Consider the following 25197-nt stretch of genomic DNA (forward strand, 5'->3'; position numbering starts at 1 on the left):
CACTCAAGTCAGCTGGAGGAATCAACCATGGCACGTGCGGTCGGCATCGACCTGGGCACGACTAACTCCGTCGTCAGCGTTCTGGAGGGCGGCGAGCCCACCGTCATCACCAACGCCGAGGGCGCCAGGACCACGCCGTCCGTCGTCGCCTTCGCCAAGAACGGCGAGGTGCTCGTCGGCGAGGTCGCCAAGCGCCAGGCGGTCACGAACGTGGACCGGACCATCCGCTCGGTGAAGCGCCACATGGGCACCGACTGGAAGATCCAGCTCGACGGCAAGGACTTCAACCCGCAGCAGATCTCCGCGTTCATCCTGCAGAAGCTGAAGCGGGACGCCGAGGCCTACCTGGGCGAGAAGGTGACCGACGCGGTCATCACCGTCCCGGCGTACTTCAACGACTCCGAGCGTCAGGCGACCAAGGAGGCCGGTGAGATCGCCGGTCTGAACGTCCTGCGCATCGTCAACGAGCCGACCGCCGCCGCGCTGGCCTACGGCCTCGACAAGGACGACCAGACGATCCTCGTCTTCGACCTCGGTGGCGGCACCTTCGACGTGTCCCTGCTGGAGATCGGCGACGGCGTCGTCGAGGTGAAGGCCACCAACGGTGACAACCACCTCGGTGGTGACGACTGGGACCAGCGCGTCGTCGACTACCTGGTCAAGCAGTTCCAGTCCGGTCACGGCGTGGACCTGTCCAAGGACAAGATGGCCCTGCAGCGCCTCCGTGAGGCCGCCGAGAAGGCCAAGATCGAGCTGTCCTCCTCCACCGAGACCTCGATCAACCTGCCGTACATCACCGCGTCCGCCGAGGGCCCGCTGCACCTGGACGAGAAGCTCACCCGCGCCCAGTTCCAGCAGCTGACGGCCGACCTGCTGGAGCGCTGCAAGACGCCGTTCCACAACGTCATCAAGGACGCCGGCATCTCCATCAACGAGATCGACCACGTCGTCCTCGTCGGTGGCTCCACCCGTATGCCCGCCGTCGCCGAGCTCGTCAAGGAGCTGACCGGCGGCAAGGAGGCCAACAAGGGTGTGAACCCGGACGAGGTCGTCGCCATCGGCGCCTCGCTCCAGGCCGGTGTCCTCAAGGGCGAGGTCAAGGACGTCCTGCTGCTCGACGTCACCCCGCTGTCCCTCGGCATCGAGACCAAGGGCGGCATCATGACCAAGCTGATCGAGCGCAACACCACGATCCCGACCAAGCGCTCCGAGATCTTCACCACGGCCGAGGACAACCAGCCGTCCGTGCAGATCCAGGTCTACCAGGGCGAGCGCGAGATCGCGGCGTACAACAAGAAGCTCGGCATGTTCGAGCTGACCGGTCTGCCGCCGGCGCCGCGTGGCGTCCCGCAGATCGAGGTCTCCTTCGACATCGACGCCAACGGCATCATGCACGTCACGGCGAAGGACCTCGGCACCGGCAAGGAGCAGAAGATGACCGTCACCGGCGGCTCCTCGCTGCCGAAGGACGAGGTCGACCGGATGCGCCAGGAGGCCGAGCAGTACGCGGAGGAGGACCACCGCCGCCGCGAGGCCGCCGAGACCCGCAACCAGGGCGAGCAGCTCGTCTACCAGACCGAGAAGTTCCTCAAGGACAACGAGGACAAGGTCCCCGGCGAGATCAAGACCGAGGTCGAGGCCGCGGTCGGCGAGCTGAAGGAAGCCCTCAAGGGCGAGGACACCGCCGAGATCCGCACCGCCACCGAGAAGGTCGCCGCCGTCTCGCAGAAGCTGGGCCAGGCCATGTACGCCGACGCCCAGGCCGCGGGCGGCCCCGAGGGCGCCGCTCAGGGCGGCAAGGCCGCTGACGACGACGTGGTGGACGCCGAGATCGTGGACGACGAGCGCAAGGACGGTGCCGCGTGACGGAGGAGACCCCGGGCTTCGAGGAGAAGCCCGACGTCCCCTCCGGCGCGACCCCCGACGACGCCGAGCCGAAGGCCGCTCCCAAGGAGGGGGCGGCCCCGGCCGGGGACGGAAACGAGACCGCGGGTCTGGTGGCCCAGCTGGACCAGGTGCGCACGGCGCTGCACGAGCGCACGCTGGACCTCCAGCGCCTCCAGGCCGAGTACCAGAACTACCGCCGCCGGGTCGAGCGGGACCGGATCACGGTCAAGGAGATCGCCATCGCGAACCTCCTGACCGAGCTCCTGCCCGTGCTCGACGACATCGGCCGCGCGCGGGAACACGGCGAACTGGTCGGCGGCTTCAAGTCGGTGGCCGAGTCGCTGGAGACCGTCGCGGCCAAGATGGGCCTGCAGCAGTTCGGCAAGGAGGGCGAGCCCTTCGACCCGACCATCCACGAGGCCCTGATGCACAGCTACGCGCCGGACGTCACCGAGACGACCTGCGTGGCGATCCTGCAGCCCGGGTATCGCATCGGCGAGCGCACCATCCGCCCCGCGCGGGTGGCCGTCGCCGAGCCGCAGCCCGGCGCACAGACCGTCAAGGCCGAGGGCGCCGAGGACAAGGCGTCCGAGGCGAAGCAGGCCGGCGCCGCTGATGGCAAGGAGAACGGTGGCCCGGACGAGGGCTGACGTGAGGACACTCAAGGGGAAGGAGGGACGTCGGGGATGAGCACCAAGGACTTCATCGAGAAGGACTACTACAAGGTCCTCGGCGTCCCCAAGGACGCCACCGAGGCCGAGATCAAGAAGGCGTACCGGAAGCTCGCCCGCGAGTTCCACCCGGACGCCAACAAGGGCAACGCCAAGGCGGAGGAGCGCTTCAAGGAGATCTCCGAGGCGAACGACGTCCTCGGCGACCCCAAGAAGCGCAAGGAGTACGACGAGGCTCGCGCCCTGTTCGGCAACGGCGGCTTCCGCCCCGGGCCGGGCGCCGGCGGCTCCTTCAACTTCGACCTGGGCGACCTCTTCGGAGGCGGCGGGACCACCACCCAGGGCGGCGGCTTCGGGGGCGGACTCGGTGACGTCTTCGGGGGACTGTTCAACCGCGGCGGCACGGGCACGACCCGTACCCAGCCGCGGCGCGGCCAGGACATCGACACCGAGGTCACGCTGAGCTTCACGGAGGCCATCGAGGGCGCCACGGTGCCCCTGCGCATGTCCTCCCAGGCACCCTGCAAGGCCTGTTCGGGCACCGGCGACAAGAACGGCACACCGCGCGTGTGCCCGACCTGTGTCGGCACCGGGCAGGTCGCCCGGGGCTCCGGCGGCGGCTTCTCGCTCACCGACCCCTGCCCCGACTGCAAGGGCCGTGGCCTGATCGCCGAGCACCCCTGCCTGGAGTGCAAGGGCAGCGGCCGCGCCAAGTCCTCGCGCACGATGCAGGTCCGCATCCCGGCCGGCGTCACCGACGGGCAGCGCATCCGGCTGCGCGGCAAGGGCGCGCCCGGCGAGCGCGGCGGACCGGCGGGCGACCTGTACGTGGTGGTGCACGTCGGCGCGCACCCGGTGTTCGGACGCAAGGACGACAACCTCACCGTCACCGTGCCGGTGACGTTCGCCGAGGCGGCCCTCGGCGGCGAGGTCCGGGTACCGACCCTCGGCGGCCCCGCGGTCACCCTGAAACTGCCGCCCGGCACGCCCAACGGCCGCACCATGCGCGCCCGGGGCAAGGGCGCGGTCCGCAAGGACGGCACTCGCGGCGACCTGTTGGTCACCGTCGAGGTGCGTGTTCCCAAGGACCTGTCGGGGAAGGCTCGTGACGCACTGGAGGCGTATCGCGAGGCGACCGCGGGCGAGGACCCGCGGGCGGAGCTGTTCGAGGCCGCGAAGGGAGACTGAGAGTGATGGACGGCCGTCGGCGTAATCCGTACGAACTGACCGAGGAGACCCCGGTCTACGTCATCTCGGTGGCGGCCCAGCTCTCCGGACTCCACCCGCAGACGCTGCGCCAGTACGACCGCCTGGGCCTGGTCTCCCCCGACCGCACCGCCGGCCGGGGCCGCCGCTACTCGGCCCGCGACATCGAACTGCTCCGCCAGGTACAGCAGTTGTCGCAGGACGAGGGCATCAACCTGGCCGGTATCAAGCGCATCATCGAACTGGAGAACCAGGTCGCCGCCCTGCAGTCCCGGGTCGTGGAGCTGGAGGCGGCCCTGGACGGCGCGGCGGCCGCGATGCAGCAGCGGGAGGCGGCCGTCCACGCCTCCTACCGCCGCGACCTGGTCCCGTACCAGGAGGTCCAGCAGACCAGCGCGCTGGTGGTGTGGCGGCCGAAGGGGCGGCAGCAGGACTGAGTGGAACACGGTGAAGGGGCCCGCGGTCTTTCCGCGGGCCCCTTCGGCGTGTCAGGAACCGCTCGGCGGGGTGATGGCGTAGTCGGTCTCGGCGAAGGCCTCGGTGCCGTCCGCCCGGACGAGGGAGATCATGTAGTAGACCGTCGTGCCGGCCGGGGCGTTCGTGTCGGTCCAGAACCAGCCGTCCCGGCTCTTGGCCACCGGGGTCTCGGTCAGCCGGACGAACCGGGCTTCGGCGCGGACCCAGCGGTAGACGTGGAAGCCGGTCACCGAGGAGGTGTCCTCGTACGGACACCACGGCTCCACCCTGATCCCGCTCGCGGTCCTCCAGGTCGTCGTTTGGCAGCCCGCCGTGGCGTCCGGGACAGAGGTGGGCCGCAGGTCGAGCGCGGTCACCGGGACCGAGGCGACGGGCACGCTCCAGTCCTTGACGTCCGGATCGTCCTGGTAGGTCAGGGAGTTGCCGTAGACGTCCACGGCCACGACGAACAGGCGGTACGACTTGCCGTCGGCCGGCCAGGACAGCAGGGTCTGCGTCGTCGACGCGTTCACCTCCCCGAGGTACTCGGGGTCGTAGGACTCGTCCTGTTGCTGGTAGAGGCGGTAGGACGCCAGGTCCGGCGCCGTGCTGGGCTGCCAGGACAGGCGGATGCCGTACTCCAGCGGCTCGGCGGCGACGCCGGTGACGACCGGCGGTGGCGTCTCGTCGCCGGGCCGGGTCGCGGTGACCTCGGCGGAGGGCACGGACCAGCGGCCGGAGGAGTCCTTGCGCAGCACCGTGTAGTGGTACGTGTTGCCGCGGCGGCCGGAGTAGTCCGTGCAGCCGCGCACGGTGTTGCCGTCGGCGTCCGTGCCGCTCGTGGGCGAACCACAGGTGATGGTCTGCCAGGTGCGGGAGCCGTCGGCCGAGGCCTCCGCGCGGCGGACCGTGTAGCCGGTGGTGTCCGCGGGCTCGGTCCAGCCGAGCACCACCTCGCCGCTGCCGGTGCTCGCCGTGACGGCCTGCGGCGGCGTGATGGTCCGGGTGGCGCTCACGACGGCGGACTCGGCGGCGTTGCCGTGCGCGTCGATCGCGCTGACCTTGTAGTCGTAGGCGGTGCGGTACGCCGCCTTGGTGTCCGTGTAGCCGGTGTCCGTGGTGTCGGTGAGCACGGTGAAGGAGGCGTCGCCGGCGGCCTTGCGGGACACCCGGTAGGCGACGGCGTCCTTGACGGCCGTCCAGGACAACCGGTTGGCGTCCTCGGAGCCGGTCGCGGTGAGCTTCGGGGCGGGGGGCGGTGTCAGGTCCCGTGACGGGATCGGGCCCTGGTCGGCGCTTCCGGTGGACTCGTTGCCGGCCCTGTCGTAGGCGCGGACCTCGTAGTAGTACGACTGCCCGGTCTGTGGCGGCCGTTCGCTGAGGCGGGGCACCGTCGTCGTACCGACCCGCGTGTAGGTGCTCGTGCCCGCCACCCGCCGGTACACGCGGTACCCGGCGAGGTCCATCTCCTTGTTCGCCGTCCAGCTGAGCACAGCGTGGATGCCGTCCGGGTCACCGGTGTGGTAGTCCCAGGACAGCCCGGTCGGGGCGAGCGGCCTGACCTTGTCGGCGTCCGGCGAAGTCCGCGGTGTGTAGCCGAACTTGACGCTCGAGGTGCCAGTCCAGTTGACGTGGTCGACGCGCAGGGTGTGCTTGCCGGACGGGACGGTGACGTTGACGGTCTTCGCGCGTGTGCCGGAGGTGTTGGACCACAGGTCCACCTTGCGGACGCCGTCCAGGTAGACCCGGACGCCGTCGGTTCCGGACACGGCGAACGTGAAGGGTCCGCCGGAGCCGAAGTCGCGCGTGACGGTCCAGCGGACGCCGAAGTTGTCCTTCGGCAGCCCGGTGGCGGGCGCACCGGTCCAGTTCTGGTCGACGACGGTGTCGCAGTCCGTCTTCTTCGGAGTGCCGGAGAACGTGGTGTTCGCGTAGAACGTCCGCTTGTAGACCGGCGATGCGCACGTCGTGGCGGCGGAGGCGGGCAGGGTGACCGCGTTGAGCAAAGTACCGGCGGTGGCGAGTGCGAGGGCCGTGGCGGCCCCGCGTCTGGCTGGGTTCATTCGGTCCTCTGGTCGAGTCGGGAAAGCGGCGCACGGCCGCCGGTGATCATGACTCGCGGAGGACCGGGTTGGTTGTACCGATCTTTGCCGACCCATGAACTCTCCTTGAATGGAGGGTCCGTAAAGAGTGTTTGGAGGTGATTCCGTGCCTCCTTCACAGGGTCAGCCGAGCGTGGTGTTGCGGACTCGTTAAGTGGTTCTGCTTGACGCCGGGTGTGGCCTCCGCGTTGTCTTTTCAGACACCTGGGTCGTATAGCAGCCCTACGTCCGGAACGCACATGAAGTGAGCCCTCGAATGCGTCGTATCGCCATATCCGTGGCCGCATCCACGATGACCCTTTCGCTCGCCGGATGCGGCGTGCTGGGAGCGACGGGGGACGGCGCGAGCGCGAGCCCGAGCAAGGGCAACGACATCACCGTGGGCCTGTTGCTGCCGGAGAAGGCGAACACCCGTTACGACAAGTTCGACTACCCCATCATCCAGAACAAGGTGGCCCAGCTCACCCGCAAGCAGGGCAAGGTCGAGTACGCCAACGCCGACGCGGACGCATCCCGGCAGGCCTCGCAGATGCAGAAGATGGTCGACGAGAAGGTCGACATCATCATGCTCGACGCGGTCGACTCGCACGCCATCGCACCCGAGGTGAAGAAGGCCAAGGATGCGGGCATTCCGGTCATCGCCTACGACCGTCTCGCCGAGGGCCCGATCGACGCCTACGTCTCCTTCGACAACGAGCTCGTCGGCGAGGTGCAGGGCCGCACCCTGCTGGAGGGCCTCGGGTCGAGCGCCGACACCTCCAGCAAGATCGTCATGGTGAACGGCTCGCCCACCGACCCCAACGCCAAGCAGTTCAAGCAGGGCGCGCTCTCCGAGCTGACCGGCAAGGTGACGGTCGCGGCGTCGTACGACACCACGGACTGGAAGCCGGAGCTCGCCGAGACCGAGATGGCCAAGGCGATCGCCGTGATCGGCAAGAACAACATCGCCGGCGTCTACGCCGCCAACGACGGCATGGCCGGCGGTGTCATCAAGGCCCTGCAGGCGGCCGGCGTCACGAACCTGCCCCCGATCACGGGCCAGGACGCCGAACTCGACGCGGTCCAGCGGATCGTGGCCGGCGAGCAGTTCATGAGCGTCTACAAGCCCTACCCGGACGAGGCCGAGGCCGCCGCGCAGATGGCCGTCGCCAGGGTCCAGGGTCAGGACATCCAGTTCGACGCGCTCACCCAGGACAAGGTCGACAGCCCCACCGACAAGAACATCCCGTCGAAGCTGATCCAGCCGACGGCCCTGACCAAGAGCAACATCAAGTCCACGGTCATCGCGGACGGCATCTACACGGTGGGCGACATCTGCACGGCCAAGTACAAGGCGGCCTGCGCGACGCTCGGTCTGAAGTAGGGGGCGTTCCCCCGCGCCCCTGAGGGCAGTCCCTAGGGGCGCGGAGCGCCTCGCGCCACCCCCGTGGGCGCGGGGCGCGGCCCCGGCGGGGCGGGGGGTGCCGGGCCAGGGCCGCTCCGGGTGTCCGGTGCTCAGGTGACACCCGGGGGAAGCGGGACCAACGATGCCGTGACGCAGTCCGCCCCACCACCATCAGCTTGTTGCAATGCGAGGGGCGGAGCCTGCCCCATACCCGGACATAACTGCGCTTTAAGGCCGCCCTGTTGCGGAGAGCCGTGTTGCGGACCCGGTCGGCGCCCGCGCATAGTTGCGCTGCGGAAGTGACAGCACACCGGGGGTGAAATGGCCGATGGCCGGGCGCGGGACGGAGCAGCATCCACACGGCGCCGACCGACTGTGCGCGGCCGGCGACCGGATCTATTCCCGGGCCGTACGCCGGGGGCGCGTGCCGCGCACTGACTCCGAGGCGGTGCCCTGTCTGCTGGAACTGGGCCTGCTGCACCCGGACCCCGACGACATGGACTGGCTGGTGCCGACCTCCCCGCAGGAGGTCATGACCAGGCTGCTGCGCGGGGTCTACGACGAGGTCAGCGAGAGCCAGCAACGCGTGGGCTCGGCGGTGGCCGCCTTCGAGTGGTACGCCGGGCTCGGCCGTCAGCTGGGCGCGCTGGCCGCACCGGCCGAGGGCAGCGCGATCCGGGTGCTGGACGGGCTCTCCCGGATCCAGGCCGCGATGGACGAGGCGACCGAGGCCTGCACGACCGAGGTGCTCACCGTGCAGCCGGGCGGCATCCGCCGGGAGGCGGAACTGACGGAGGGCCTGCACCGGGCGCTGGCCCTGCGCGGCCGGGGCGTGCGCATGCGCGACCTCTACACCCATGTGGCCCGCCACGGCCAGGGCCTGCTGAACTACCTGGAGCTGATGGGCGACACGGTGGAGGCCCGGACGCTGGACGAGGTCATCGACCGCCTGATCCTCTTCGACCGCACGGTGGCCTTCATCCCGGCGAACGCCGACCGCACGATGGCCCTGGAGCTGCGCCACCCGGCCCTGGTGGAGTACCTGGTGACGGTCTTCGAGCGTCTCTGGCGCCTGGCCATCCCGCTCACCGCCCCGCTGCCCGACACCGGCATCGAGGGCATCTCGCACCGCGAGCAGTCCATCGCCGCGCTGCTCGCCGAGGGCCATCAGGACGCGGTGATCGCCGAGCGGCTCGGCATCAGCGTGCGCACCTGCCGCGCCCATATCGCCCGGCTGTCGGAGACCCTCGGCGCCGCCAGCCGCACCCAGCTGGGCGTCCGGATCGCCCAGGTGGGCCTGGACGGTCACCGGGGCTCCGGGCTGCCGGCCGCGGCGCTCACGGCTCCTGATCAAGAATCCCCGAGCGTGCGATGAGATAGCCCAGCTGGGCCCGGCTGTCGCTGCCGAGGGTGGCGGCGAGCTTGGCGATGTGCAGCCGGGCGGTGCGGATGTTCATGCCCAGGCGGTCGGCGATGACGGCGTCGGTGTGGCCCTCGACGAGGAGGGCGGCGATGGCCCGCTGGCGGGGTGTCACGCCCTTCACCGACGGGGGCTGCACCGCCTTCGGGAACATCGGCGTGGCGAGCCGCCAGAGCCGGTGGAAGGTCGTCACGAAGTACTTGATGAGCGCCGGGTGGCGGACCTCCAGGGCGAGGGTGCCGTCGTCGTCGGCGGGGAGGAAGGCGACCTTGCGGTCGATGACGATGAGCCGGTCCGGCACCTCGTCGAGGCTGCGCGCCTCCGTGTCCCCGCGCCGGAAGTGCTCCAACGGCCCGTACACCTCCGGCACATGGCGCAGGGTGTGCTGGTAGAGGGTGCGGATCCGGCCGCCGCGGTCCAGCAGCGCCTGATCGCGCCCGAAGGCGGTGTCCCGGGCCGCCTCGCCGCGCGGGCCGGTGAGGCCGGCGTGCGGCTGGATGGTCAGGGACTCCTCGGTGGCGTCCACCATCGCGTCGGAGATCGCCCGGTTGATCTGCTCGGTGCCGCTGAGCAGCCGCAGCATCGCCGGCTCGGTGCCGGTGCCGGGCGTCCTGCGCACCTCCACGCGCAGGAGCGACTCGAACCGCTCCACCAGCCGGTCCTCGCGCCGCCGTTCCTCGGCGACCCGCGCCGCGGAGGCCCGCAGCAGCCGGTGCAGGGCCGCGGCGGGCTCGACCGGTTCGAGCTGTCCGACGTCGTCCAGGACCGGGTGCAGCAGCCCGAAGTCGGTCAGGCAGGGCACGTCGGCGGCGTCGCCGACCGGTATCCGCCCCTCCCGCAGGGCCCGCTCGTACACCTTCTCCCCGGCGGCGCACAACTCCTCGACCCCGTGCTCCCGATGCGTCACCGGTCCACCTCTCCCTGCTGGTCGAGAATCCCGGACTGCCCGATGAGATAGCCGAGTTGAGCCCTGTTCTCGCTGCCGAGGGTGGCGGCGAGCTTGGCGATGTGCAGCCGGGCGGTCCGCACGTTCATGCCGAGCCGCGCGGCTATCGCGGCGTCGGTGTGCCCCTCGATCAGAAGGGCGGCGATGGCGCGCTGGCGGGGTGTGACGCCGTTCAGGGTGGGGGGCTGGGCCGCTTCGGGGTACATGGGGGTGGCCAGGCGCCACAGACGGTCGAAGGTCGTGACGAAGAAGGAGACCAGAGCGGGGTGGCGGACCTCCAGGGCGAGCGACTGGTCCGCGCTCGCGGGTACGAAGGCGACGGCCCGGTCGACGACGATCAGCCGCTCCGTCACCTCGTCCAGGGTGCGCGCCTCGACATCGCCGTCCAGGGCCTCGTAGCGGGCGAGGACCGAGGGGGCGTGGCGCAGCGTGTGCTGGTAGAGGGTGCGGATCCGGCCCCCGCGGTCCAGCAGCGCCTGGTCGCGGGCCAGGGCCATCGCGCGGCGCTCGGCGGAGATGCGGAAGTGGCCGGTGTACGGCTGGATGGCGAGGAGCTCGCCGGAGGTGCCGGCCAGGGCCTGGTCCAGGGCGCCGTTGATGCGCTCCAGCCCGCTGAGGACCCGGAGCGTCGGGGTGTCCGTGGCCGGGCCCCGGGGGTCGCCGATCCGCAGCAGCGACTCGAACGACTCGGCCAGCCGCTCACCGCGCCGCCGTTCCTCCGCGATGCGGTCCTCGGACGCCCGCAGCAGCCGGCGCAGCGCGACGGCGGGCGCGACGGGCTCCAGCCAGGCGAGGTCGTCGACCGTGGGATGCAGCAGCCCGAAATCCACCAGACAAGGAGCCGGTACGGCGTCCTCGGCGCGCACCCGGCCCTCCCGCACCGCCCGCTCGTACAGCGACGCCCCGGCCGCGCACAGGTCCTCCACACCGTGCCCGGGGTGCGGCGGTCCGCTCACCGCGGCGCCGCCCTCTTCCCGCACCACGGTCAGCTCTCACGGTCGAGGATGCCGGACTGGGCTATGAGGAAGCCGAGTTGGGCCCGGCTGCCGCTGCCCAGGGCGGCCGCCAGCTTGGCGATGTGCGCCCGGCAGGTGCGGACGTTCATGCCGAGCCGGCGGGCGATCGCCTCGTCGACATGGCCCTCGATGAGCAGCTTCGCTATGGACCGCTGGACGCCGGTGATGCCCTCGGGGGTGGACTCGTAGGGCACCTCGTCCATCAGCGGGGTGGCCCGCTGCCAGAGCTGTTCGAAGACCCTGATGAGGTACTGCACAAGACCGGGGTGGCGCAGCTCCAGGGCGATCTGCCGGTCGTCCTGGGCGGGGATGAAGGCGACCGACGTGTCACAGATGATCAGCCGCTCGATCAGCTCCTCCAGCGTGCGGATCTCGACCTTGGCGCCGGCCATCTGGTCCATGTACGCGTACGTGCTCTGACTGTGCCGCACGGTGTGCTGGTAGAGCGTGCGCATGGAGATGCCCCGCTCGATCAGGGGCTTGCTGCGCTTGAGCGCCTGGCTGAGGATGTGCTCCGGGCGACTGCCTCCGGGCTGCACGGTCAGGACCTCGGTGCGGGCCTCGGCGATCGCCACGTCGAGCGCCTGGTGGATGCGGTCGATGCCCTCCAGCACGGTGATCGCGTGCGTTGTCGCCGGTTTCTGGGCACTGATGTCCAGGAACGGCTGGAAGGTGTCCGCCAGTTCCAGGGTGGCCCGTCGGCGGTCCTGGATCTCGCGCTCCAGGGGCTGCAGTTGCTGGGCGAGCACGACGGACGGAGGAACCGGGCGCAGCCAGCCCGGGTCGTCCGGATCGGGGTGGAGCAGGGCGAACTCCAGCAGACAGGGCGCGTTCTCGGCCTCGTCCCGGGAGATACGTCCGGAACTGAGGGCACTGGCGTAGAGACGCGAACCGTCGGCACAGAGGTCTGTGATGCCGTGAGGATGTGTCGGTTTTGTGCGCTTAGTTGGCAAATCTCCACCCCCCAGGGTCCTGAACGTGCAGGAACATGATGCATCTCCTGTGTGGCATTGACGTGCCTGAATGAGCCATCGTCTTGTCACACGGGGGAGAGGAAGCCATCAAGTGAGGACGAAGCCGACCATGAAAAAGAGAATGCTTCGCTCGGTGCTTGCCACTGCCTTCGTAGTCGCGCTGGCCAGCGGTGCGGCTGGTCCTCTTGACGTCGGCTGGGGTAGCACGACCAAGACGCAACAGACCACGGCCCAGGACGTCGGCTGGGGCATCGTGGCCGGCGCCGGCCCCACGGATGTCGGCTGGGGCGTCGCGCCCGGCGGCAGCCCGTCGGACGTCGGCTGGTCGACTCCGGCGGACGCGACGGCATGACCACTCCACCCGACGACCGGTCCTTCCGTCGCGAAATGGCCACCGCCTACCGCTCCGGCTGGCACTTCATCGACCTGGTCACCGCCATCCCCCACAGCGGTGACTCGCTGATGGTGACCGTGTTCGGTGAGCCGGTCGTCGTGACGCGGGACGAGGACGAGGACGTGCGGGCGTACCGGTGCCTGCGCAAGCCGCGTGGCGCGCCCCAGCCGGTCCGGTGTGCCGTCCGGTACGGAATGATCTTTGTGAATCTTGACCAGCGGGACCACCGGCTCGCGGAGCCGACGGACCGTGACCTGAGGACCATCTCTGCCACCCCCCGCAGTGCCTGACGCGATTCCCCCGTCGTAAAAGATCGCTCAGGTGCTTCCCCCCGCAGCGGCGTCACCGTGACCTGAACACGGTGACGCCGCTGCAGTTTTCTGGGGATATTCTGTGGAATTTCGCGGTATGCGCGCGCGCCCAGGGTGGCTGAAAGTTTTCGGTCGCCTCAGGCGTTCCCCAGGGCCCGCTCCACCTCGATCTCGATCACCACGCGCGCCGGATTCGGCCCCGGTGTCCGCTCGTAGCGCTCGGCATAGCGCCGTACCGCCTCCGCGACCCGTTCCGGCTCCGTCCGCACCCTCGCCCGCCCCTCCAGCGTGGCCCAGCGCCGGCCGTCCACCTGGCACACCGCGACCCGGGCGCCCTCGGCTCCGGCCGCGCGCACATGCCGTACCTTCGCGCTGGTCCCGTTGGTGATCACCCTGGCCAGGCCGGTCTCCGCGTCGAACGTCACCCCCACCGGCACCACGTGCGGGCTGCCGTCGGGGCGGAGCGTCGTCAAGGTGCACAGATGACGTTCCCGCCAGAACTCCAGGTACTGCTCAGAGTGCTTCGCCATGCCCGCAACCTAGCCCGCGCAGGGCCTTCCGGCTCTACTTGAGCGGAATAGACTCAACTTTGTGTACGCTGGCTAAGTCAGCAGTGCAGAGTGTGGCCGAGGAGGAGAACGGACGAAGTGGACGCCGAGCTGACCAACAGGAGCCGGGACGCGATCAACACGGCCAGCAACCGGGCCGTGACCGAGGGGCACCCGGACCTCACGCCTGCCCACCTGCTGCTGGCGCTGCTCGCCGGGCAGGACAACGAGAACATCACCGACCTGCTCGCCGCCGTCGAGGCGGACCAGGCCGCCGTACGCGCCGGTGCGGAGAAGCTGCTGGCCACGCTGCCCAGCGTGGCCGGGTCCACCGTCGCGCCGCCGCAGCCCAACCGAGAGCTGCTGGCCGTGCTCGCCGACGCCGGAGAGCGCGCCAAGGAACTCGGCGACGAGTACCTCTCGACCGAGCATCTGCTGATCGGGATCGCCGCCAAGGGCGGCCGGGCCGGCGAACTGCTGGAGCAACAGGGTGCGGACGCGAAGAAGCTGCTGGAGGCCTTCAAGAAGGCCAGGGGAGGACGCCGCGTGACCACCGCCGACCCCGAGGGCCAGTACAAGGCCCTGGAGAAGTTCGGAACCGACTTCACCGCCGCCGCCCGCGAGGGCCGGCTCGACCCGGTCATCGGGCGGGACCAGGAGATCCGGCGGGTCGTGCAGGTGCTGAGCCGCCGCACGAAGAACAACCCCGTGCTCATCGGTGAGCCGGGCGTCGGCAAGACCGCCGTGGTCGAGGGGCTCGCCCAGCGGATCGTCAAGGGTGACGTGCCCTCGTCGCTGAAGGACAAGCGGCTCGTCGCGCTCGACCTCGGGGCGATGGTGGCCGGCGCCAAGTACCGCGGCGAGTTCGAGGAGCGGCTGAAGGCCGTCCTCGCCGAGATCAAGGACTCCGACGGGCAGATCATCACCTTCATCGACGAGCTGCACACCGTCGTCGGCGCCGGTGCCGGCGGCGACTCCGCAATGGACGCGGGCAACATGCTCAAGCCCATGCTGGCCCGCGGCGAGCTGCGCATGGTCGGCGCCACCACACTGGACGAGTACCGGGAGCGGATCGAGAAGGACCCGGCGCTGGAGCGGCGCTTCCAGCAGGTGCTGGTCGCCGAGCCGACCGTCGAGGACACCATCGCGATCCTGCGCGGTCTGAAGGGCCGGTACGAGGCCCACCACAAGGTGCAGATCGCCGACAGCGCGCTGGTGGCCGCCGCCACCCTCTCTGACCGCTACATCACCTCCCGCTTCCTCCCCGACAAGGCCATCGACCTCGTCGACGAGGCCGCCTCGCGCCTGCGCATGGAGATCGACTCGTCCCCCGTCGAGATCGACGAACTCCAGCGCGCCGTGGACCGGCTGAAGATGGAGGAGCTGGCGATCGCCAAGGAGACCGACCCGGCCTCCGTCGCCCGCCTGGAGAAGCTGCGCCGCGACCTCGCCGACAAGGAGGAGGAGCTGCGGCACCTGACCGCCCGCTGGGAGAAGGAGAAGCAGTCCCTCAATCGGGTCGGTGAGCTGAAGGAGCGTCTGGACGACCTGCGCGGCCAGGCCGAACGCGCCCAGCGCGACGGCGACTTCGACACCGCCGCCAAGCTGCTGTACGGCGAGATCCCGCAGCTGGAGAAGGAGCTGGAGGCCGCCTCCGAGGCCGAGGAGGAGGCCGCCAAGGACACGATGGTCAAGGAGGAGGTCGGCTCCGACGACATCGCCGACGTCGTCGCCGCCTGGACCGGCATCCCGGCCGGCCGCCTGCTGGAGGGCGAGACGCAGAAGCTGCTGCGCATGGAGGACGAGCTGGGCAAGCGGCTCATCGGCCAGAGCGAGGCCGTACGCGCGGTCAGCGACGCCGTACGGCGCTCGCGCGCGGGCATCGCCGACCCCGACCGCCCCACCGGCTCCTTTCTCTTCCTCGGCCCGACCGGCGTCGGCAAGACCGAACTCGCCAAGGCGCTCGCGGACTTCCTCTTCGACGACGAGCGGGCCATGGTCCGCATCGACATGTCGGAGTACGGCGAGAAGCACAGCGTGGCCCGCCTGGTCGGCGCGCCTCCCGGGTATATCGGCTACGAGGAGGGCGGCCAGCTCACCGAGGCCGTCCGCCGCCGCCCGTACTCCGTCGTGCTCCTGGACGAGGTGGAGAAGGCCCACCCCGAGGTCTTCGACATCCTGCTCCAGGTGCTGGACGACGGCCGCCTGACGGACGGTCAGGGTCGCACGGTCGACTTCCGCAACACCATCCTGGTGCTCACCTCCAACCTGGGCAGCCAGTTCCTGGTCGACCCGGTCACCGGCGAGGAGGAGAAGAAGCAGCAGGTCCTGGAGGTCGTCCGGGCCTCCTTCAAGCCGGAGTTCCTCAACCGGCTGGACGACCTGGTGGTCTTCTCGGCGCTGACCAACCCCGAGCTGGAGCGGATCGCACGGCTGCAGATCGACCGCCTGGGCAGGCGGCTGGCCGAACGCCGGCTCGCCCTGGAGGTCACCCCCGAGGCGCTGGCCTGGCTCGCGGAGGAGGGCCTGGACCCGGCCTACGGCGCCCGCCCGCTGCGCCGCCTCGTGCAGACCGCCATCGGCGACCGCCTCGCCAAGGAGATCCTCGCCGGCGAGATCAAGGACGGCGACACGGTCCGCGTCGACCGCTTCGGCGAGGGCCTGCTGGTGGGGCCGGCGACCGGGAAGACGCTGTGACGCCCACCCGGTGACCGGGGTGAACCGTACGAGGGCCCGCCCCAGGTCCTCGTACGGCACGTCCACCGTGACGGCGTCCGGCGCCGGCCGGGGGGCCGTCATTCACCGGCCGTCCACCCGACCAGCTGGATCATGTCAGCCCACGGCGGACAGGCGGGCGTCGGGGCTTGCCTCCCCCCTCCCCCCGTGGGGGAGGATGGCGGAATCCGCACGAAGGGAAAAACACGGTGAGCATCGACCCGTCCTCGATTCCGAACTTCGGGGGCCAGCCCGAACCGCAGCCCCAAGGACCGGCGGGCCCCGTCGTCCCGGATCAGGATCTTGTGAAGCAGCTCCTCGACCAGATGGAGCTGAAGTACGTCGTCGACGAGGAGGGTGACCTCGCGGCGCCGTGGGAGCAGTTCCGCACCTACTTCATGTTCCGCGGGGAGGCCGAGCAGGCCGTCTTCTCGGTGCGGACGTTCTACGACCGCCCCCACAAGATCGACGAGAAGCCGCAGCTGCTGGAGTCCGTCGACGACTGGAACCGCCGCACCCTGTGGCCCAAGGTGTACACCCACACCCACGACGACGGCACCGTCCGGCTGATCGGCGAGGCCCAGATGCTGATCGGCACGGGCGTCGACATCAACCACTTCGTCTCCTCGACCGTCAGCTGGGTGCGGGCCGCGATCGAGTTCGACCGGTGGCTCGTCGAGCAGCTCGGTCTGGAGCAGGAGGTCAACGAGGCGGACGAGCCCGAGAACCCCGAGGACGACGGCGAGTAGGCCCCGTCCCGCCGCCTACAGCGGTGCCTGCGCGTACACCACGAGGTACGCGCCGTAGACATAGCTGAGCCCGGCCAGGGTCGCGATCACTACGGTCGCGTGCCAGGGCCGGGCTTTCGCCGTCCGCGCCAGCGGCTGGGCCAGCGGCAGCAGCAGCGGGAACGCCGGCAGCAGGAACCGCGGCTTGGACTCGAAGAAGCCCGACCCGCCGAGCGCGATCAGCAGCAGCATCCCGCTGAACACCAGCAGCGGCAGCGGAGCGCGGTCGAGGAGCAGCAGCGCGTACAGCACCGTCGCCGCCGCGACCAGGACCAGCGCCATCGGGAACACGAACTGGCTGCCGTGCAGCAGCATCGCGCGCAGGAACCGCAGCGAGCCGCGTCCGAAGTCGAACGTCGACCCCCAGCGCCGCTGCACCTCGAAGTAGCCGCCGAGCAGATCACCCTTGCGCCGCCCGACCCACAGCACATACGCGGTCCAGCCCAGCGGGGCGAGCGCCGCGCCCGTCCACAGCCTGTGGGAAACCTTGCCGCGGCGCCGCCACACCTCGGCCCCGGCCGTGGCCAGCACCGCGGCGGCCACCGCGGACCCGTTCGGCCGGGCCAGCCCCGCGCCGGCGGCCAGTGCGCCCGCCCACAGCCAGTCCCCGGCCAGCAGGGCGTACAGCGCCCAGGCCGCGAACGCGGTCAGCACCGGCTCGGTGTACGCCATCGACAGCACCACCGCGTGCGGCAGCAGCCCCCACAGCAGCACCAGCGCGACACCGGTGGCCGGCCCGTGCAGCCGGGAGCCGACCGCGTGCATCCCGGCGGCGGCCACGGCGGCCGCGGTCCACGAGATCAGCAGCCCGGCGGTGCCGCCGCCGACCGGGGCCAGCGCGGTCACCGCCCGCAGCAGCGCCGGGTACAGCGGGAAGAACGCGAGGTCGCTGTGCGGGCCCGGGTCGTGGGAGGGCAGGTCGTGACCGTAGCCGTGGACGGCGATGCCCAGGTACCAGACGGAGTCCCAGGACCGCCCGAGCACGGCCAGGGGATGCCGCCCGGCGATGTGCGCGACGAGGGCGAGCACGGCCACCCCGGTGAGTCGGACGCCGATGAAGAGCCCCACGGCGATCCCGCTCGCTCGTACGCGGGACGGCCGGGTGCGGTCGCGCTGCGCCGGCTTCGGCGCGGCTACGGGCAGGGCGAGGGTGGTGCTGGCGCGAGTCACATCTGAGCACCCTGCAAGGGCTTGGCCGCCGAAGCGAGCAGGTGGCCGCCGAGTGCGGGGTGGGTTCACCTGTGTCGAGTACGCCGGCACACCGAGGGGAAGGTGCCGGCCCCTGATCCCGGTGACCCACCACAGCGCGTGCTGGAGTGCACCAGGGGGCCGACCTGGGCCGTGGCCGGCCGGTCCCGATCTCGCCGAAGAACACCACCGACACGAGCCCCAGGCCGAGCACGTCACCGGCGCCGGCTCGGCCCCCGTTGAAGGTCATGGAGGCCGCACTTGACGCGGGACCGCGGCGTCACGGCGGCCATGACACGCCTCAGGCTCGCCGCATCGTGGTCAGCCGCTGTGCCGCCTCCCGCAACACCTCCTCCCGCTTGCAGAACGCGAACCGCACGAACGGCGCCCCCGCCTCCCGGTCGTCGTAGAAGACGGCGTTGGGGATGGCCACGACGCCGGCCCGCTCCGGCAGGGCACGGCAGAAGGCGAAGCCGTCCTTCTTGCCGAGGGGGCGGATGTCGGTGGTGATGAAGTACGTGCCGGCCGGGACGAAGACCTCGAAGCCCGCCTCCGTCAGGCCCTGCGCGAGGATGTCGCGGCGGGCCAGCATGGACCGGCGGAACTCCGCGAAGTAGGAGTCGGGCAGGGCCAGCGCCTCGGCGACCGCGTACTGGAAGGGGCCCGAGGAGACGTACGTCAGGAACTGCTTCACCGCGCGGACCGCGCTCACCAGCTCCGGCGCGGCCGTCACCCAGCCGACCTTCCAGCCGGTGAAGGAGAACGTCTTGCCGGCCGAGCCGATCGTGACCGTGCGCTCGCGCATCCCGGGGAAGGACGCCAGCGGCAGATGCCCGGTGTCGCCGAAGACCAGGTGCTCGTACACCTCGTCCGTGACCACCAGCAGGTCCCGCTCGACCGCCAGCTCGGCGATCGCGGCCAGCTCCGCGCGGGTGAGGACCGTACCGGTCGGATTGTGCGGGGTGTTGATCAGCAGCAGCCGGGTGCGGTCGGTGACGGCGGCCCGCAGTTCGTCCAGGTCCAGGCGGAAGGACGCCCCCTGCTCGACGTGTGGCCGCAGCGTCACCGGTACGCGCGTGCCGCCCGCCATGGCGATGCTCGCCGCGTAGGAGTCGTAGTACGGCTCCAGGGCCACGACCTCGTCACCGGGCTCCACCAGCGCCAGCAGCGCGGCCGCGATCGCCTCCGTCGCGCCCGCCGTGACCAGCACCTCGGTGTCCGGGTCGTAGCTCAGCCCGTAGCGGCGCAGCTGGTGCGCGGCGATCGCGGTGCGCAGCTCCGGGATGCCCGGCCCCGGCGGGTACTGGTTGCCCCGGCCGTCGCGCAGCGCCCGTACGGCCGCCTCCCTGACCTCCTCCGGGCCGTCGGTGTCGGGAAAACCCTGGCCCAGATTGATCGACCCGGTCGCCACGGCGAGCGCGGACATCTCGGCGAAGATCGTCGTACCGAACTCGGCGAGCCGGCGATTGAGGTGGGGGCGTGCGCTGGAGGTCATGGCGGCCATCCTGCGCCCAAGCTCTGGAGTTCCTCAACACTGCTTCGGTGATGGGCGCCTGCGCCGATACCCAACCCACCATCGCTCACCAGGGGAGGGGATGTCCTCGGCTGTCGTCATCTGTCGTCGTCGGCCGCCCCCCGGACGGCCCACAGACGGCCTCAGAGATACCCCGGGGCCGCTAGTGGTTCGCGTTGCCTGGCCCCCTCGATGCGAACTATGGGCACGGAGGCCGCTGAGGTCTGGTGGGCTGGTCAGACTGGCTACTGGGGGCGTGTGCGGTTGGCCCCGGTCGGCATGGTTGCTGTACTTCGCTGCTGCACCGCACAGGCATCTGCGATCATCATCAGCGTGACCGATGACGAGGTGCTGGCGGCCGTCAAGGCCCGCGTTCAGGCGGGGCGCCCAACGGAATGGCGCGACAGTCTGCTCACGCCGGCACCCGCATCTGCGGAGGCACTGGCGGAGGCAGAGCGCATCATCGGTTACCCACTCCCGCCGCTGCTCCGCCGCCTCTACACGGAGGTAGCCAACGGCGGTTTCGGTCCCTGTGGCGGCATCGAAGGCCTCCGCGACGGACACACGAGCGACGGGCCAAGCATGCTGGAGGTGTATCTCCAGTACGACGAGCCCGATCCGGATCCGGAAGCGCCACCTGCCCCGCCTCATGGGGTGCTGTTGTTCTGCGACCACGGCTGTGCCACGTGGTCCATGCTCGACTGCCGCCACCCGGAGGGGCAGATGTGGCGGTGGGACCAGGGAGAGCGGCACAAGTGCGACCTGATGCTCCGTGAATGGCTGAGCATGTGGCTCGAAGGGAAGCTTGAGGACGGCATCCCGGGCGACCTCGCGCTGGAGGACGACGAGTCTTGGCACTGGCCCGAGACCGACAGCCACTGAGTCCATTGCCACGATGGGTCTCGCGGCAACCTCGGCGGGGTCCTCAATGACGCAGTCAAGCGCCGCTGTCCGAGTCTTGGAGCACCAGTTTTGGAAGATCGCGTATGCGGATGCGCGGTGACCTTGCGAGATGCTGACCTGCGCGGTTCTGGGCTGGTTGCCGTGACTCCCCGTTGTTCCCCGTGCGATACCCGCTCATCGGGCACGCAGGGGGACGCATGGCTCTCTGCCGTGTTCTCAGCCTTCCAGTGCCCCGCATGCTGTCCCGGGCCCTGTTCGGCTCTCATGTAGTGCTCTGAGCCGTCCCGGCGCCCAGGCTTTGAGGACGAGCCTCATCCTTATCAGGTCGATCACGTACCCTGCGGAAGTGGGAGGGGTCCTGTGCCGGCCACGATGCGGTGACCGCCGTAAGCCGCTCTTGTCCGGCCCTGTTCACGGCTGTTGGTGTCAGCCGTTGGTGTCAGATGTCGGCGCTGTTCTTGACAGGCCTGTCCCCTCCTGGCGATAGACGGTGGAGTGCCGGACTCGGAAGCCAAGACGTTCATACAGCCGGTTCGCAGCCCCGCGATCTGGGCGTGAAGTGAGATCCACTGTCCGGGCACCAGCCTTCTCGGCGATCGACAGGGCTTGCTGGATGAGAAGGCTGGCAACGCCCTGCCCGCGCGCGGCGCTGTCGACAACGACGTCTTCGACCCGGCCCCGCAGCCCCGATGGCAAGGGCAGCAACACCAGAGTCAGGGTGCCAACGATGCCATCGGCCGTCCGGGCCACAAGCAGAGTGTTGGAGTCGCAGGTCACCATCTGACTGATCGCCTCATGGTCGAGCGGCTTGGCTGTCGATGACAGCTGCGGCAGCAGCCGACCGAAGGCGTGGACCAGTTCCTGACTTGCTTCCCGAGCAGTCTCTACACGGACGTCCATGATCGGAGCCTATCCGCCGTCCCTGGAACGGCAACACTCACGAAGTTGGCGGTGTGAGCGGCGTCTAGCTGCCCTGGAGGGTGCTCAGTAGCCGAAGAACCGATGGCACGTCAGACGGGCGTGGTCGGAGGGCCGAAGACCGCAAGGAACTTCGGCCCTCCGGTTGGGTCTAGCGGTCGTGCCGGCTACGGCGACGGGAGGCGGTGGGTGTGGGCCTCCGCGTCACGACACGGCCTCCAGGACGGGCTAGCGGTCCCAGTCCCGGTCGTGGTGCCAGCCGCGGTCGTGGCGCCAGTCCCGGTCGTGGTGCCAGCCCCAGTGGTGGTGCCAGCCGCGGTCGTGGTCCCGGTCGTGGTCCCGGCCCCAGCGCCAGTCCCGATCCCGGTCCCAGCCCCAGCCCCGGTCGTGGTCGCGGTCCCAGTCGCCGAAGCGGCCGTCGTCGTCGTGGTCGATCCTGTGGCCGAGCGAGTAGCCCCTTCCGTAGTCACGGTCCTGGCCGCCGCTGGCGGCCAGGGCCGGCATGGCGGCCGCGCCGACGAGGGCGCCCGTAGCCACACACGTGGCGAGCAGGCGGGCCGTCGTACGAGAAACAGACATGAATCTGTCACCTCACGTTCGTGCACACCATCCCTGGCGGGGATGGGTGTGCAAATCCGGAAATTCCCGGCTCTGTGCCGAGGACCCACACTGTGGACCTTCGCCGCGACACCGGACGAGGGAACGGTTCCGCGTTACAAGGCGCAGATATATCTGTTGCTCTCGCTTGTATGGGCCATTCATGCCGGGGATGGGTCCGGGTGCCGGCCCCGTCCTGGTTCGGAAGCACGCCGGGAGCAGGGAAAAGTGCGGTTGTCGGCTCGCGACGCTCTTGGCCGTCTCGCGGCCTCGACTCCTTCGAACGGCCCAATGGGTTCTGTAACAATGCAGGGCCTCCGTTCGGGCGACCCGTCACGGTTCGCGGCGATCCGGCCGACCGTGTCCCAGGGGCGGACAACGGCGATGTCGGCAGGGCCGCGTTGTCCCAGATCTTCTCGGCGCTCGCCCTCGGACATGCCGACCGCCTACAAGGCGACCGGCAAGAGCTACGCGGCGGTCATCGCCTGGATCCTCCAGGGTGCTGCCCGACTCGGCCTCGCCGAAGTGCACCGCTCGGCCGCGTACGCCTACGGCTACCGGCTGCTCTGGCTGGCCGACCTGACCACGCGGGAGCAGGACCAGGCCCAGCAGAGCCGGTTCCCTAGCGGGCGGCGCTGGGACCGGCCGAACGGCTCGCCTCCGCCTTCACGGTCTGGGGGCCCTGCCGCATGACACAGGCCGCCAAGGATCGAGCAGGCCGCCCGCAGGTCGAGGGCGCCTGCCGCTGCGGTGGTTCCGGCTGGATCACCGAGTGCCTCGACCCGGACGACCCGACCACACGCACGGCGCGCAACTGCCCCGGCCACAACCCCAACGGTTCGATGCGCTCTGGGCAGGTGACCGCATGAGCCTGTTCCCCTCCTGCCTCGACCTGCTGGACCGTCCGAAGCGAAGCCCGGCGTGAGCGCTTCCTACACCCGGAACATCTTCGCGGACGTTCAGTCGGTCCTGTCTGCTGCCGTGGACGACTCGCTGCTGTCGCGTAACCCGTGCAGCGCGCGGACCGTGCGACGGCCCAAGCCAGACGCGCACCCGGTAGTCCCGTGGGTACCCGCTCAGGTGTTCGCCGTACGGGCGGCCCTCCCGGAGCGGTATCGAGCGATGGTCGACGTCGGCGCCGGATGCGGACTCCGCCAGGGGGAAGTCTTCGGCCTGGCCGAGGACGCCATCGACGTGGACGGGCGCACCCTCCACGTGGTGCGACAGAGCACGTGGAGGGTCACCCCGTCTTCGCCCTCCCCAAGGGCGGCAAGAAGCGGGCCGTACCGCTGCCCAGCTCCGTGGCGGAAGCCGTCCGGGCGCACATGGACGCCTTCAAGCCCGCAGAGATCACGTTGCCGTGGGACGTGCCCGAAGGGCCGAAGGTGTCCGCCCGGCTGATCTTCACGGCTGAGCAGGGGGGAATGGTGTGGCGCAGCAACTTCAACGGCAAGGAATGGAAGCCCGCTCTCGCTGCTGCAGGTCTCATCCCAGAGGCAAATGACGAAGGCAAGTACGAGTCGGCGCGCGAGCACGGCATGCACGCCCTGCGGCACTTCTATGCGTCCGCGTTGTTGGACGCGGGCGAGAACGTCAAGCCGTCAGCGAGTACATGGGACATGCTGATCCGGCGCTGACGCTGCGGGTGTACGCCCACCTGATGCCCGACAGCAGAGAACGCGCCCGCCGCGCGATCGACTCCGTGTTCCAGCACAAGTCTGAGGAAGGGCACGGCCCACAGACCACCCAGTGAGCCACAGGCGGCCCCTGAACTGCTGTGTGCCCTTCGCGACACCTGCGGCAATCCCCTGTTGGCGAAGCGGGTTGCAGTCGCGGTGCCGGAGGATTGCGGCCATCCTGTTAGTTTGCCGGGATCATGCTGATGGTCAGCGGGCCCCTCAGCATCCTGATGGGCGCAGCCGGAATCGCGCACGACACCCTGTTCGCCGCGTCCCGGTACGCCTACCGGTTCGACCTGACGTCCTGGGGCTGGATCCACCTCGTGATGGGAGTGGCCCTCGTCATTGCCGGCCTGGGAGTCCTGGCAGGCCGGAGCTGGGGTCGCGGGGCCGGTGCATCAGTGGCAGCGATCAGCCTGATCACCCAGTTCATGTTCGTTCCGTACTACCCGTTGTGGGCCATCCCCGTGATGACACTCGACCTCCTGATCCTGTTCGCGCTGACGAGGGTCCATATCGAGACCCGCGGCGGTCGATGAACCTCGCCGCCTTGCAGCGTGCCCGAGAGGAAGATCACGGCCCACAGACGGCCCAGTGAGAGCTCGAAGGCCCCTGACCTGCCCGTCTGTGCAGGTCAGGGGCCTTTTCCGTGCGTTGACCCTCAGAAGTTCCTCAACTCTGCTTTGCGCCCGGGGACGGCCGGGCATCTGCCGGGCACCGCGGTCCACGGGGGGCCGCATCGGGGGAACGGAAGGAGGGTGACGCCATGGTCGTGGGCATCATCTTCATCCTGGTCGTGGCCGCGTTCGTGACCGTCACGGCGCTGGCGGGCGCGCGGACCAGGAACCGGCAGCGCAAGGTGTCGCTCGGCAAGAGTGGCCGCGGCAGGTCGCGGTCGTACCGCTCATCGTCCTCGTCCTCGGCGTACGACGACAGCCGTAGCTGGTGGGCGGGCAGCGCCGACTCCGGCTCGTCGGGCGGGCACCACGGGGGCCACCACGGCGGTCACTCCTGCGGTGGCGGTCACTCCTGCGGGGGCCACTCCTCCTGCGGCGGCTCGTCCTGCGGCGGGGGTTCGTCGTGCGGCGGCGGATGCGGGGGAGGCAGCTGACACGGGGCGGCCGACTCCCGGGGGAACCGCATTCGGCCCGCCCCCGAGCGCCCGCCGACCGAAACAGCCGACGGGCGCCAGCCGTTGACGTCTCCCGCGCCAGGCGCCCGCCGGGCGAACCAGCCCGCCCGGCGCCCGTGGCGCGTGTCTCCGCGCCCGGCATCCGCCGTTGACGTGTCGTGCGTTCGGCGTCCGTCGTTGATGTCTCCGTGCCCGGCATCCGTCGTTGACGCGTCGTGCGTCCGGTGTCCGCTGTTGACGTCTCCCGCGCCAGGCGCCCGCCGGGCGAACCAGCTGCCCGGCGCCCGCGGTGCACGTCTCCGCGTCCGCCATTCGCCGTTGATGTCTCCGCGTCCGGTCTCCGCCGTTGATGTGTCGTGCGTCCGGTGTCCGCTGTTGACGTCTCCCGCGCCAGGCGCCCGCCGGGCGAACCAGCTGCCCGGCGCCCGCGGTGCACGTCTCCGCGTCCG

Annotated in this window: 24 protein-coding genes and 1 pseudogene; 16 read left to right on the top strand and 9 right to left on the bottom strand. The window is 70.2% G+C overall.

What is annotated here, in order from left to right:
• The first annotated feature begins 27 nt into the window (after positions 1 to 27).
• Genes dnaK through ACFYOH_RS10310 form a run of 4 tightly spaced genes read left to right on the top strand, consistent with a single transcriptional unit; the run spans position 28 to position 4201 of the window.
• The gene (gene dnaK, locus ACFYOH_RS10295) at positions 28 to 1866 is read left to right on the top strand and encodes a molecular chaperone DnaK (RefSeq protein WP_388623293.1); all 1839 of its coding nucleotides are present in this window, start codon (positions 28 to 30) and stop codon (positions 1864 to 1866) included.
• Positions 1863 to 2537 (top strand): nucleotide exchange factor GrpE, encoded by a 675-nt coding sequence (gene grpE / locus ACFYOH_RS10300; protein WP_388623295.1) that lies wholly within the window; start codon positions 1863 to 1865, stop codon positions 2535 to 2537. The genes dnaK and grpE overlap by 4 nt, the downstream gene beginning before the upstream one ends.
• A gap of 36 nt (positions 2538 to 2573) precedes the next feature.
• Positions 2574 to 3746 carry a molecular chaperone DnaJ gene (gene dnaJ / locus ACFYOH_RS10305; protein WP_388623298.1) on the top strand — a complete coding sequence of 391 codons (1173 nt, stop codon included), beginning with the start codon at positions 2574 to 2576 and terminating at the stop codon, positions 3744 to 3746.
• A 5-nt stretch (positions 3747 to 3751) separates the two neighbouring features.
• Positions 3752 to 4201 carry a heat shock protein transcriptional repressor HspR gene (locus ACFYOH_RS10310; protein WP_388623301.1) on the top strand — a complete coding sequence of 150 codons (450 nt, stop codon included), beginning with the start codon at positions 3752 to 3754 and terminating at the stop codon, positions 4199 to 4201.
• Positions 4202 to 4252: 51 nt separating this feature from the next.
• On the opposite strand, the gene ACFYOH_RS10315 is transcribed toward ACFYOH_RS10310, so the two are convergent.
• Positions 4253 to 6283, bottom strand: a complete 2031-nt coding sequence (locus ACFYOH_RS10315) for a PA14 domain-containing protein (protein ID WP_388623303.1) — start codon at positions 6281 to 6283, stop codon at positions 4253 to 4255.
• A gap of 295 nt (positions 6284 to 6578) precedes the next feature.
• On the opposite strand from ACFYOH_RS10315, the gene ACFYOH_RS10320 reads away from it, so the two are divergent.
• A complete protein-coding gene (locus ACFYOH_RS10320) occupies positions 6579 to 7685 on the top strand; it encodes a sugar ABC transporter substrate-binding protein (RefSeq protein ID WP_388623306.1) in 1107 nt (368 codons plus the stop codon).
• Positions 7686 to 8034: 349 nt separating this feature from the next.
• Positions 8035 to 9081: a LuxR C-terminal-related transcriptional regulator gene (locus ACFYOH_RS10325; RefSeq protein WP_388623309.1), complete on the top strand. Its 1047-nt coding sequence runs from the start codon at positions 8035 to 8037 to the stop codon at positions 9079 to 9081.
• Here the strand turns inward: ACFYOH_RS10325 and ACFYOH_RS10330 are convergent.
• The 3 genes from ACFYOH_RS10330 to ACFYOH_RS10340 are packed head-to-tail and all read right to left on the bottom strand — an operon-like array spanning position 9044 to position 12041.
• The gene (locus ACFYOH_RS10330) at positions 9044 to 10033 is read right to left on the bottom strand and encodes a helix-turn-helix transcriptional regulator (protein WP_388623312.1); all 990 of its coding nucleotides are present in this window, start codon (positions 10031 to 10033) and stop codon (positions 9044 to 9046) included. The genes ACFYOH_RS10325 and ACFYOH_RS10330 overlap by 38 nt on opposite strands.
• A complete protein-coding gene (locus tag ACFYOH_RS10335) occupies positions 10030 to 11028 on the bottom strand; it encodes a helix-turn-helix transcriptional regulator (RefSeq protein WP_388623881.1) in 999 nt (332 codons plus the stop codon). The genes ACFYOH_RS10330 and ACFYOH_RS10335 overlap by 4 nt, the downstream gene beginning before the upstream one ends.
• A 29-nt stretch (positions 11029 to 11057) precedes the next feature.
• Positions 11058 to 12041: a helix-turn-helix transcriptional regulator gene (locus ACFYOH_RS10340; protein WP_388623315.1), complete on the bottom strand. Its 984-nt coding sequence runs from the start codon at positions 12039 to 12041 to the stop codon at positions 11058 to 11060.
• 154 nt (positions 12042 to 12195) lie between these two features.
• Between ACFYOH_RS10340 and ACFYOH_RS10345 the strand changes: the two genes are divergently transcribed.
• Together ACFYOH_RS10345 and ACFYOH_RS10350 are read left to right on the top strand one after the other, a co-directional pair.
• Positions 12196 to 12414: a 5'-nucleotidase gene (locus tag ACFYOH_RS10345; RefSeq protein ID WP_388623318.1), complete on the top strand. Its 219-nt coding sequence runs from the start codon at positions 12196 to 12198 to the stop codon at positions 12412 to 12414.
• Positions 12411 to 12746: a hypothetical protein gene (locus tag ACFYOH_RS10350; RefSeq protein WP_388623321.1), complete on the top strand. Its 336-nt coding sequence runs from the start codon at positions 12411 to 12413 to the stop codon at positions 12744 to 12746. Before ACFYOH_RS10345 ends, ACFYOH_RS10350 begins: the two co-directional genes overlap by 4 nt.
• A 158-nt stretch (positions 12747 to 12904) precedes the next feature.
• On the opposite strand, the gene ACFYOH_RS10355 is transcribed toward ACFYOH_RS10350, so the two are convergent.
• The gene (locus tag ACFYOH_RS10355) at positions 12905 to 13297 is read right to left on the bottom strand and encodes a pyridoxamine 5'-phosphate oxidase family protein (protein ID WP_388623324.1); all 393 of its coding nucleotides are present in this window, start codon (positions 13295 to 13297) and stop codon (positions 12905 to 12907) included.
• A gap of 117 nt (positions 13298 to 13414) precedes the next feature.
• Between ACFYOH_RS10355 and clpB the strand changes: the two genes are divergently transcribed.
• On the top strand, positions 13415 to 16012 hold the full coding sequence (clpB, locus tag ACFYOH_RS10360; RefSeq protein ID WP_388623325.1) for an ATP-dependent chaperone ClpB: 2598 nt from the start codon (positions 13415 to 13417) through the stop codon (positions 16010 to 16012).
• A gap of 227 nt (positions 16013 to 16239) precedes the next feature.
• Entirely contained in the window at positions 16240 to 16779 is a 540-nt protein-coding gene (locus ACFYOH_RS10365) for a YbjN domain-containing protein (protein WP_365723782.1), read from the top strand.
• A gap of 15 nt (positions 16780 to 16794) precedes the next feature.
• On the opposite strand, the gene ACFYOH_RS10370 is transcribed toward ACFYOH_RS10365, so the two are convergent.
• Positions 16795 to 17988: a hypothetical protein gene (locus ACFYOH_RS10370; protein ID WP_388623328.1), complete on the bottom strand. Its 1194-nt coding sequence runs from the start codon at positions 17986 to 17988 to the stop codon at positions 16795 to 16797.
• A gap of 319 nt (positions 17989 to 18307) precedes the next feature.
• Positions 18308 to 19510, bottom strand: coding sequence for a pyridoxal phosphate-dependent aminotransferase (locus ACFYOH_RS10375; protein WP_388623331.1), 1203 nt, complete (start codon positions 19508 to 19510; stop codon positions 18308 to 18310).
• Between the two features lie 342 nt (positions 19511 to 19852).
• Between ACFYOH_RS10375 and ACFYOH_RS10380 the strand changes: the two genes are divergently transcribed.
• Positions 19853 to 20401, top strand: coding sequence for an SMI1/KNR4 family protein (locus ACFYOH_RS10380; protein ID WP_388623333.1), 549 nt, complete (start codon positions 19853 to 19855; stop codon positions 20399 to 20401).
• Between the two features lie 447 nt (positions 20402 to 20848).
• Here ACFYOH_RS10380 and ACFYOH_RS10385 read toward each other — a convergent pair whose 3' ends face one another.
• Positions 20849 to 21322 carry a GNAT family N-acetyltransferase gene (locus ACFYOH_RS10385; RefSeq protein WP_388623336.1) on the bottom strand — a complete coding sequence of 158 codons (474 nt, stop codon included), beginning with the start codon at positions 21320 to 21322 and terminating at the stop codon, positions 20849 to 20851.
• Between the two features lie 246 nt (positions 21323 to 21568).
• Positions 21569 to 21919 (bottom strand): hypothetical protein, encoded by a 351-nt coding sequence (locus ACFYOH_RS10390; protein ID WP_388623339.1) that lies wholly within the window; start codon positions 21917 to 21919, stop codon positions 21569 to 21571.
• A gap of 453 nt (positions 21920 to 22372) precedes the next feature.
• Between ACFYOH_RS10390 and ACFYOH_RS10395 the strand changes: the two genes are divergently transcribed.
• The 5 genes and pseudogenes from ACFYOH_RS10395 (at position 22373) to ACFYOH_RS10415 (ending at position 24727) form a co-directional block, all read left to right on the top strand.
• On the top strand, positions 22373 to 22630 hold the full coding sequence (locus tag ACFYOH_RS10395; RefSeq protein ID WP_388623341.1) for a hypothetical protein: 258 nt from the start codon (positions 22373 to 22375) through the stop codon (positions 22628 to 22630).
• Positions 22627 to 22806: a hypothetical protein gene (locus ACFYOH_RS10400; protein WP_388623344.1), complete on the top strand. Its 180-nt coding sequence runs from the start codon at positions 22627 to 22629 to the stop codon at positions 22804 to 22806. Before ACFYOH_RS10395 ends, ACFYOH_RS10400 begins: the two co-directional genes overlap by 4 nt.
• A 49-nt stretch (positions 22807 to 22855) precedes the next feature.
• Positions 22856 to 23690 (top strand): annotated as a pseudogene (locus ACFYOH_RS10405) (tyrosine-type recombinase/integrase); the annotation flags it as partial.
• Between the two features lie 129 nt (positions 23691 to 23819).
• Positions 23820 to 24155 (top strand): hypothetical protein, encoded by a 336-nt coding sequence (locus tag ACFYOH_RS10410; protein WP_388623347.1) that lies wholly within the window; start codon positions 23820 to 23822, stop codon positions 24153 to 24155.
• Positions 24156 to 24382: 227 nt separating this feature from the next.
• Entirely contained in the window at positions 24383 to 24727 is a 345-nt protein-coding gene (locus tag ACFYOH_RS10415; RefSeq protein ID WP_388623349.1) for a hypothetical protein, read from the top strand.
• The last annotated feature ends 470 nt before the right edge of the window (positions 24728 to 25197 follow it).

The organism is Streptomyces sp. NPDC007856 (genome assembly GCF_042868225.1).
Classification (GTDB): domain Bacteria; phylum Actinomycetota; class Actinomycetes; order Streptomycetales; family Streptomycetaceae; genus Streptomyces.

Excerpts from the sequence above, each read along its gene's own strand:
- dnaK (WP_388623293.1), top strand. The coding sequence starts at position 28 with ATGGCACGTGCGGTCGGCATCGACCTGGGCACGACTAACTCCGTCGTC.
- dnaJ (WP_388623298.1), top strand. The coding sequence starts at position 2,574 with ATGAGCACCAAGGACTTCATCGAGAAGGACTACTACAAGGTCCTCGGC.
- ACFYOH_RS10310 (WP_388623301.1), top strand. The coding sequence starts at position 3,752 with ATGGACGGCCGTCGGCGTAATCCGTACGAACTGACCGAGGAGACCCCG.
- ACFYOH_RS10315 (WP_388623303.1), bottom strand. The coding sequence starts at position 6,283 with ATGAACCCAGCCAGACGCGGGGCCGCCACGGCCCTCGCACTCGCCACC.
- ACFYOH_RS10320 (WP_388623306.1), top strand. The coding sequence starts at position 6,579 with ATGCGTCGTATCGCCATATCCGTGGCCGCATCCACGATGACCCTTTCG.
- ACFYOH_RS10325 (WP_388623309.1), top strand. The coding sequence starts at position 8,035 with ATGGCCGGGCGCGGGACGGAGCAGCATCCACACGGCGCCGACCGACTG.
- ACFYOH_RS10350 (WP_388623321.1), top strand. The coding sequence starts at position 12,411 with ATGACCACTCCACCCGACGACCGGTCCTTCCGTCGCGAAATGGCCACC.
- ACFYOH_RS10355 (WP_388623324.1), bottom strand. The coding sequence starts at position 13,297 with ATGGCGAAGCACTCTGAGCAGTACCTGGAGTTCTGGCGGGAACGTCAT.
- ACFYOH_RS10375 (WP_388623331.1), bottom strand. The coding sequence starts at position 19,510 with ATGGCCGCCATGACCTCCAGCGCACGCCCCCACCTCAATCGCCGGCTC.
- ACFYOH_RS10385 (WP_388623336.1), bottom strand. The coding sequence starts at position 21,322 with ATGGACGTCCGTGTAGAGACTGCTCGGGAAGCAAGTCAGGAACTGGTC.
- ACFYOH_RS10390 (WP_388623339.1), bottom strand. The coding sequence starts at position 21,919 with ATGTCTGTTTCTCGTACGACGGCCCGCCTGCTCGCCACGTGTGTGGCT.
- ACFYOH_RS10395 (WP_388623341.1), top strand. The coding sequence starts at position 22,373 with ATGCCGACCGCCTACAAGGCGACCGGCAAGAGCTACGCGGCGGTCATC.
- ACFYOH_RS10400 (WP_388623344.1), top strand. The coding sequence starts at position 22,627 with ATGACACAGGCCGCCAAGGATCGAGCAGGCCGCCCGCAGGTCGAGGGC.
- ACFYOH_RS10410 (WP_388623347.1), top strand. The coding sequence starts at position 23,820 with ATGGTCAGCGGGCCCCTCAGCATCCTGATGGGCGCAGCCGGAATCGCG.
- ACFYOH_RS10415 (WP_388623349.1), top strand. The coding sequence starts at position 24,383 with ATGGTCGTGGGCATCATCTTCATCCTGGTCGTGGCCGCGTTCGTGACC.